Origin of the sequence: Streptomyces phytophilus (assembly GCF_013870535.1) — a bacterium.
In the GTDB taxonomy this organism is placed as follows: Bacteria; Actinomycetota; Actinomycetes; order Streptomycetales; family Streptomycetaceae; genus Streptomyces; species Streptomyces phytophilus.
Map to the genome: position 1 here is coordinate 1 of NZ_JACBXC010000205.1, position 7,118 is coordinate 7,118.

At 73.2% G+C, this 7,118-nt stretch carries 5 protein-coding genes and 1 pseudogene; 1 reads left to right on the plus strand and 5 read right to left on the minus strand.

The window, feature by feature from the left end; genetic code table 11:
* Nucleotides 1-451: pseudogene (locus H5J30_RS12495) on the minus strand (serine hydroxymethyltransferase); the annotation flags it as partial.
* A gap of 543 nt (nt 452-994) precedes the next feature.
* On the opposite strand from H5J30_RS12495, the gene H5J30_RS36655 reads away from it, so the two are divergent.
* Nucleotides 995-1,294: a hypothetical protein gene (locus H5J30_RS36655; RefSeq protein ID WP_258563281.1), complete on the plus strand. Its 300-nt coding sequence runs from the start codon at nt 995-997 to the stop codon at nt 1,292-1,294.
* A gap of 102 nt (nt 1,295-1,396) precedes the next feature.
* On the opposite strand, the gene H5J30_RS12505 is transcribed toward H5J30_RS36655, so the two are convergent.
* From H5J30_RS12505 to H5J30_RS12520, 4 genes are all read right to left on the minus strand, one after another.
* The gene (locus H5J30_RS12505; RefSeq protein ID WP_181787509.1) at nt 1,397-2,683 is read right to left on the minus strand and encodes a PP2C family protein-serine/threonine phosphatase; all 1,287 of its coding nucleotides are present in this window, start codon (nt 2,681-2,683) and stop codon (nt 1,397-1,399) included.
* 325 nt (nt 2,684-3,008) lie between these two features.
* Nucleotides 3,009-3,485, minus strand: coding sequence for a hypothetical protein (locus tag H5J30_RS12510; RefSeq protein ID WP_181787510.1), 477 nt, complete (start codon nt 3,483-3,485; stop codon nt 3,009-3,011).
* A 47-nt stretch (nt 3,486-3,532) separates the two neighbouring features.
* Nucleotides 3,533-4,456, minus strand: coding sequence for a hypothetical protein (locus tag H5J30_RS12515; protein WP_181787511.1), 924 nt, complete (start codon nt 4,454-4,456; stop codon nt 3,533-3,535).
* A gap of 176 nt (nt 4,457-4,632) precedes the next feature.
* Nucleotides 4,633-6,837: an NACHT domain-containing protein gene (locus H5J30_RS12520; protein ID WP_181787512.1), complete on the minus strand. Its 2,205-nt coding sequence runs from the start codon at nt 6,835-6,837 to the stop codon at nt 4,633-4,635.
* Nucleotides 6,838-7,118 lie beyond the last annotated feature (281 nt).

A 7,118-nucleotide genomic window follows, 5' to 3' on the forward strand; every position in this document is an offset into this window, starting at 1 on the left:
CGTGCCCGCCGACGGCGGCAGGCGGCGCGATGACCGTGTCGCCGGGGCGGCAGGTGGCCATGAAGGCGTACAGGTTGGCCAGCGCACCGGAGCCGACCCGGACCTCGGCGTAGCGTGCGGAGAACACCTCGGCGGCAAGTTCGGCCGTGATGATCTCGATCCGCTCGACAGCCTCCAGTCCCGTCTCGTACTTGGCGCCCGGGTGGCCCAGCGAGGGCCGGGTGCTCAGCCCGGACGACAGCATCGCCTCGGCCCGCGGGGACATGATGTTCGACGCCGGGTCGAGGTTGACCGTGTCGCGTTCGTGGATGCGCCGGTGCTGCGCCACCAGCCGGTCGACCTCGGCGAGCGTGGCGCGCGGCGGTTGTCCGTGGACGGCGGCGGCGACCGTACGGACCAGCCGTTCGCCGGGTTCGGGCAGCCACGGCCGGGCCGCCAGAGCGTGTGTCATCGACCGCCTCCTCGTCGGGGCGTGAGCGGGATCCGCCCGGCCGGGGGCCGGCGCGGGGGGAGATCACCACGCTAGGCCGGGTCGGGTCCCGGGCACATCGGACGGCCGGCGGGACCGGGCGGCGTCCTCTCCTACACTTGTCGGAACCCAGCGGTACGTCGAGGGCGGTTCCCGTGACCCACGCCGGCAGCCTCCAGCAGCAACTCGACACGCTCGCCGACGAGTTGGGGCACAGCCTCTCCGTGGACACCCCCGACGGCCGCCTCGTCGCCTACAGCGCGCAGGGCGCCGACGCCGACCCAGCGCGGATCGAGGCCATCCTCTCCCGCCGTGTGGCCCCGGCGGTCCTGGAGTGGGAACTGCGGCACGGCATCGCGGAGGCGGCCGGACCCGTCGAGGTACCGGCCAACCCCGGGCTCGGCGTGGCCGCCCGGCTGTGCGTCCCGATCCGCGGGGGACGCGGCTGCCTCGGCTACCTCTGGGTGCTCGACGCCGGCACGGCGCTGGACGGGACGGCGAAGGCCGCGGCCGCACGCGCCGCGCGTGCCATGGCCCCGGCGCTCGACCCGCACCCGCCCGACGGCGCTGCGCGCGTACGCGGGGTACGTCGGCTCGTACGTCGGCACGGGCCGCGCGGTGGTGCTGGCGCGGCACGGGGCGGGAGCGGACATCGCGTACGGGATCGACCGGGTCGCCAACCCGGCGGATCCCGCCACCGTCGTCGTCGGGGGCGGCGGCCCCGCGCCGTTCACGCTCGACGCCGACCTCGCCGACGGCCTGGTCCGACTGGACCTGCACCTCGCACTCAAACACCGCCGCCTCGCCCGCCGCACCCTGAGCTGAGACAACCGGCAGGCGCGCTCCACCTCGGCTCCGGCGGCCGGCGGCACGGTAGTGCTCCCGGGCAGGAGCCGCAGGTCGGGACCCGGCGTTTCGTGAGGCGTCCTAAGGGACGCGCAGGGCCAGGACGGCGATGTCGTCGTGCCGGTCGCTGCCCAGTCTCGCGAGGAGTTCGTCGCGGAAGACGGTCAGCGATGCGCGGGCGAGTCCGGCGGCGTGCTGGCGCAGCCGTGTCAGGCCGTGGCCGATGTCCTCGCCGGGGCGTTCGATGAGGCCGTCGGTGTACAGGAGCAGGGTGGCGCCGGAGGGCAGCACGACGGACGCGGTCTGCCGGTCGAGGGCGGGATCGACGCCCAGGACGGGGGCGTGGCCGTCTTCCAGCAGGAGGGTGCGGCCGTCGCGCTGGGCCAGCAGGGGCGGGAGGTGGCCGGCGTTGGTCCAGTGCAGTCGCCACGGCCCGCGGGCGGGGGTGTGGATGCGGGCGACGACGGCCGTGACGAGTTCGATACTGGTCAGGCCCTGCATCACCCTGTCGAGGCGGCTCATGATGCCGGCCGGGTCGTCGCCACTGTCGTAGGCGAGCGCGCGCAGCATGTTGCGCAGTTGCCCCATGCGGACCGCGGCCGCCAGGTCATGGCCGACCACGTCGCCGATGGCCAGGACGACCGAGCCGTCGGGCAGCGGGAAGGCGTCGTACCAGTCTCCGCCGACCTCGGCGCGCTCGCGGGCGGCCACGTAGCGGGCGGCGAGCTGCAGGTGGGCGAGCCCCGTGAGGTCGGGCAGGAGGGAGCGCTGGAGCTGTTCGGCGGTGTGGCGCTGGAGTGTGTAGAGGCGCGCGTTTTCCAGCGCGAGTCCGGCGCGCTGCCCCAGATCGGTGGCGAGCGCCTGCTCCTGCTCGTCGAACGGGAGGTCACGGGAGTACCGGATGAAGGTCAGTGCGCCCAGCGTGTGGCGTCGCACGCGCATGGGCACGATCACGGCCGTCTCGGCGCCCACCGCGTTGTACAGGGCCCACTGGGCGGCGCCCAGCGGGTCCCCCGGATCCGGTGCGGTGAGGCCGGTGTCCAGCGCGGGCCCGCCGCCGCGCAGCACCTTCGCCAGGTCCGTAGCCGAGGCGTCCGGCCCCGGCAGGAACCCACCGGGCCGCTCGCGCAAGCCCCGCCCGGGATCGCGCTCTGCGACCGTCAGGCGGCGCAGCCCGTCCGCAGCGACCACATCGACGACGCAGGCATCGGCGAAGTGCGCCACTACGAGCCGGGCCAGCCGGCGCAGGGATTCCTCGGCGTCCAGCCCCGAGGCCAGTGCACGGCTCACCTCGGCGAGCAGACGCAGCCGCTGTGCCGCCATCTCGGGTGCGGAGGGCCGCTCCGGCACTGACGTCTCCCGCTTCATGACCTTCCTCCGCTAGCCCACTTCTGCCATTCTCGGCCCTCCTTGGAGCTGATGTCGCCCCGGACCGGCAGCGGTGGCGCACGCCGCACGACTGGCGGTACGCGACGGGAACGGACCGCGCCCTGCTCGTCACCCACCCGTACGGGCTGACAGGCGGGCACGGAGAGGAACAAGGACGTTGGCGGCATGACAGATGGCGGCCCCGCGAGTGCGGGACCGCCATCGGGATCGGGCGTCGAGGTGGTTCAGCGAAGGGTCTCGTGCAGGACGGGGAGGTCTGCCGCGTGGCACATCGCCTCGGCCTCGAACCGGTCCGCAGAGGCTCTCAGCAGCTCTCCCACCTGTGGGACGAGGCGGTGTTGTCCTTCCAGCCGTGTGCCGCGCCGACGTCGTGCCAGGCGGTACCGCGGAAGACGCAGCCGATGTTGTCGCCGTTGTATCCGGTTTTGGTGTAGAGGCGTACGTCGTCCGGGCCGCTGGTGTTCCACCCGAGGTTGAGGACGGAGCTCGTGGCGTTGTTGTCGCTGCCTGTGCACGATCCGCCGGAGGCGTAGTTGCTGTCGTTGTTGTAGTCCTTGCACATGGCCGAGCCGGCGCAGTTCGTGCCGTTGTACATGTAGACCTTGCCGGTGGAACCGTAACGGGCTTTGGTCTCATCGCAGTTCAGCTCCTGTGCCGAGACGTCGCGCACCTCGGTGCGCGCTGCCACCGGATCGGCGGAGGCCGAACCTGCCGGGATCATGACGCCGACGGCTGCGGCCGAGAACGCGGCGGCAGCGAGGACCGGCTTGAGTGTGCGCATGGGTAATCTCCTCTGGTCTCTGGATGGTTTTCTTGGGCGCCCCGGATTCAGGTCCGCCCGACAAGCCCCTTCGCCCGGCCCAGGGCGTCCTGGCGCATCCGGTCGCGGGCCCGGATCTCCGCGCTGTACCGCTGCCGGTCGGGGCGGGTGAGCTCCCGGGTCAGGCGGCGCACGGTCTCCGAGAGCGTGGTGCTGCGGGCGCACTCGGCCTCGGCCGTCGCCAGCCGGGCCTCGATACGGTCCGCGCGCCGTGTGCCGGCGCCTTTCGTCAGGCCCGTCAGCTTGCGCTGGATGTCGGCGGGGCTCTGGTACGGGTGCCCTCTGCTCCGCATGCAGGCGGACCACTGCCCCACGGCGGCGCGGAAGTCCGGCGACCGGCGCAGTTCGCCGCCGCGGTCGGGGAGGCTCGACGCCAGGATCCTGACCCGGAACCATTCGCGGAAGTCGCCGTAGAGCCTGCCCTGGGCCTCTGCAAGGCAGCCCGTGCGGGACTGGCTGACCGTGCCACCCGCCGGGACGGTCACCTCCACGGCTTTCATGCCGCTCCCGTACAGCGCGGTGTGGAAACTCTTCCTGTCCTCGGGCCGAAGGCTGCGCACATATGCGGCGTTGGGGTTGTCGGCGCGCTGCCGCTCCGCCTTGCGCAGGAGATCCCCGCCGTAGCCGTGCTTGCGGGCCCAGCCGGGATCGTCCACCACATGCGGGAAGTCCCGCAGTTCGTCGGGAGCGGGCGGCGGGCCCGGCCGGTAGCGGAAGCCGTGCCGCGTCATGCACCGCTCGATGAGAACTTCCTCGGCCCGGTCCAGCAGGGCGAGTTCATGGGGACGTGCGGGCTCCGGCCGGCCGATTTCCGCATCGGCCTGCCCGCAAGCCGTCGCGACCACGGCGAGGAGCAATCCGCCCACCGCACACACCACCGCCGGGCGCCAACCGCCGGCGGCGCTCACCTCGCGTACCCCCCAAGACCTCACGCGAGGAAGCATGCGGCTCTCGGTCGGAGCCCCGATAGATGTTTCGGGGGTGCCCGAAAGTCGCTAGGGACAGGACGGCTCGTGCCGCGGGAGCGAGCATACGTCCGCGACTGCGCCTCGAAGCGGGAACGGCGGGCCGCGCCCGCCGACTTCCTCACCGCAAAGCGCCCGGCCTGTCACCGCCCGCCGGGGAAAGGCCCCGACTGCTCCGTGCCGTCCGCGGGCCGGGGCCGGGCTGCCGGTTCTGCGCGCAGGTGGTCGCGGGCGAGCTTGTCCTGGAGCAGGGCGTGGCGGAACTGGTAGCGGACGCCCTCCGCGCGCAGGATGCGGTGGCCGTAGGCGTCGTTGAGGAAACGCATTCCGCGCAGCGGGAGTTTGCCGCTGAGCCGGATCTGGAGGAACGCGAGGCCCGTGCGCCAGGAGTCGGAGATGGCCACGAGTTCGGCGAGCGCGAACGGCGGCCCCAGGCCCAGGGTGATCCACAAGGTCTCCGCGGTGGCCACGTCGGCGTGGCGTTCACGGACGGCGATCGTCGCGGCGATGAGGAACCCGATGATCAGGCCGGCCAGGAGGCTGAAGCGCTGGTCCTGCCGCCATGACGTGTGCGGGTCCGTGACCGGGTCGGCGAGCGACGTGGGGCGGGCCAGCATGACGATGCTGGGGATGATGAGGGCCCCGGCGATGCCGATGCCGATGCCCAGGCCCGCGCTGCGGGAGTCGAGCCCGTAGGCGAAGCCGATGCACAGTCCGCCGAGGGCGCCGCTGCCCAGCACCGGCCAGGTGCCGAAGCCCTTCCAGCGCGCCCGGCCCGTCCAGCGCGGAGCCCCGGACAGCTGCGCCGTGGCGTAGCCCGCGAGGACACCGGAGGCGATTCCGGCGCCGAATCCGGCGAGCCAGACGAAGACGTTGTGCGGGTCGCGCAGGGCCATCATGGCGACGAGCAGTCCCACCAGCGCGCCGACCGCGGGATTGACCGCCCGGTGCGAGGTCCCGCGGCGTCTGCTGACCCGCGCCCGCCACTGGGGCACCGGGTCCCGCAGCTCGGATATCGCGCCCACCGCGGCGCCGACCAGGATGCCGAGAACGCCGCCGTAGACCGCTCCGCCGAGGGTGCCTTCGAACGTCCCGTAGGCGTCGTACCGCCCGGGGCCGAAGGCCACCGCACCGCCGGGAACGGAGATGAGCAGGCCGCAGAGTGCGGCGATGGCGATACGGGGCCACGGGGATGCCCAGTAGTGCAGCCGGCGCCAGTCGAAGCTGCGGCGCTGCCGGCCCTTGGCGGCCCCGGTGTCCTCGCTGCTCATCCGGTGCGCCAGGTAACCCAGCCAGCGCTCGGCCTGCTGCGGATCGTAGAGCGGGCCGGATGTCGAGGGCTCCTGCTGGTAGCGGATCTTCACCAGTCGGTCGATCAGGTACTCCTCCACCTGGCGCTGGGAGGAGAAGGGGAGGGTGAGGAGTTCGTCGAGATCGTCGATGTGGCGGGCCGGAAAGGCATCCCGCATCAACGTGAGGGACAGGGGCGCGTTGAGCGCCCGGGAGATGTTGCTCTCAGGTTGGGTGTCGAGATGCTCGATGAGCCGCTGCCAGGGTGCCAGCGACGGCATGCCGAGAAAGAACTCCAGGGCGTCGGAGATCGGGACCGGCATCAACTTCACGGCCACGGCGCCGGCGAGGTGGCCGTCCGCGACCGCCTCCTCGAACTCCCGCGGCCGGGAGAAGATCACCACGCGGTAGGCGGCGCGGTCGATCTCCCGCAGTGCGGTGCCGCGCAGTTCGTCGCCCATTTCGTCGAAGCTGTCGAGAAAGAGCGATATCCAGCCGCCCGCCACCAGCGCCTCGGCCTCTTTGCGCCCGATGTGGTAGTCCTCGGCGACGCGGGCGGCGAGCCAGCCGTCGAGCCCGCGGCCGTTCCAGCCGGCGAGGCTCGTCAGCAGCGGCACCGGGCAGCGCGCCCGCTCGGCGTCGGAGCCCAGCGCGGCCCGCTTGTCGAGGGCGTGGAGGAGGGTGAGGAGCGCGGCGTCAGACTTGCCGCTCCCGGGGCCGCCCAGCACGACGAGACACCCGGAGGCGAGCCCTCCGTAGGCGGCGAAGAGCTCGGGGATCCCGCCCTCCCGGACCTCGCCGGGTTCGAGGGGCTCCACGGCCGGCACCGCCCGTACGAGGGAGACCCCCGCCGGATCCGCCGCCTCGGCCCGCGCGTGGTCGGCGACGGGACGCCGGGTGCGGGCCCAGCGGACGGGGATCTTCTTGCCCTTCAACTTCCGCTGCCTGGCGGCCTTCTGCCACTGCTTGCCCACGGCCTGCGCGAGCGCGTCGCCGACGTCGAGCGGCATGGCGTCGCCGCTGCCGCGGCTCGACGGCGCTTCGGGCGCCGGGCCCACGAGGTAGTGGTGATGGGTCTGTTGATAGAGGTCGCGCCCCGCGGCGGCGGACGCGGCACCGGAGGCCGCGACCCGGGCCCTCGCGGACGGAGCAGCGGCGTCGGGGGAGGCGGGAGAGCTGGGAGTGATCGCCGGGTTGCCGCTCAGCTCGCTGGCGGGCCCGGCGGCGTAGGGGGGTCGGCGCCTTCTCCAGGGCCGGAGGGATCCGGCGGCCGGGGGCCGGCCGCGGCGGCATTGCTCGTGACGGGTCCGCTCGCGCTGCCTCCGATGGCGATCGCCCC

Excerpts from the sequence above, each read along its gene's own strand:
- H5J30_RS12505 (WP_181787509.1), bottom strand. The coding sequence starts at position 2,683 with ATGAAGCGGGAGACGTCAGTGCCGGAGCGGCCCTCCGCACCCGAGATG.
- H5J30_RS12510 (WP_181787510.1), bottom strand. The coding sequence starts at position 3,485 with ATGCGCACACTCAAGCCGGTCCTCGCTGCCGCCGCGTTCTCGGCCGCA.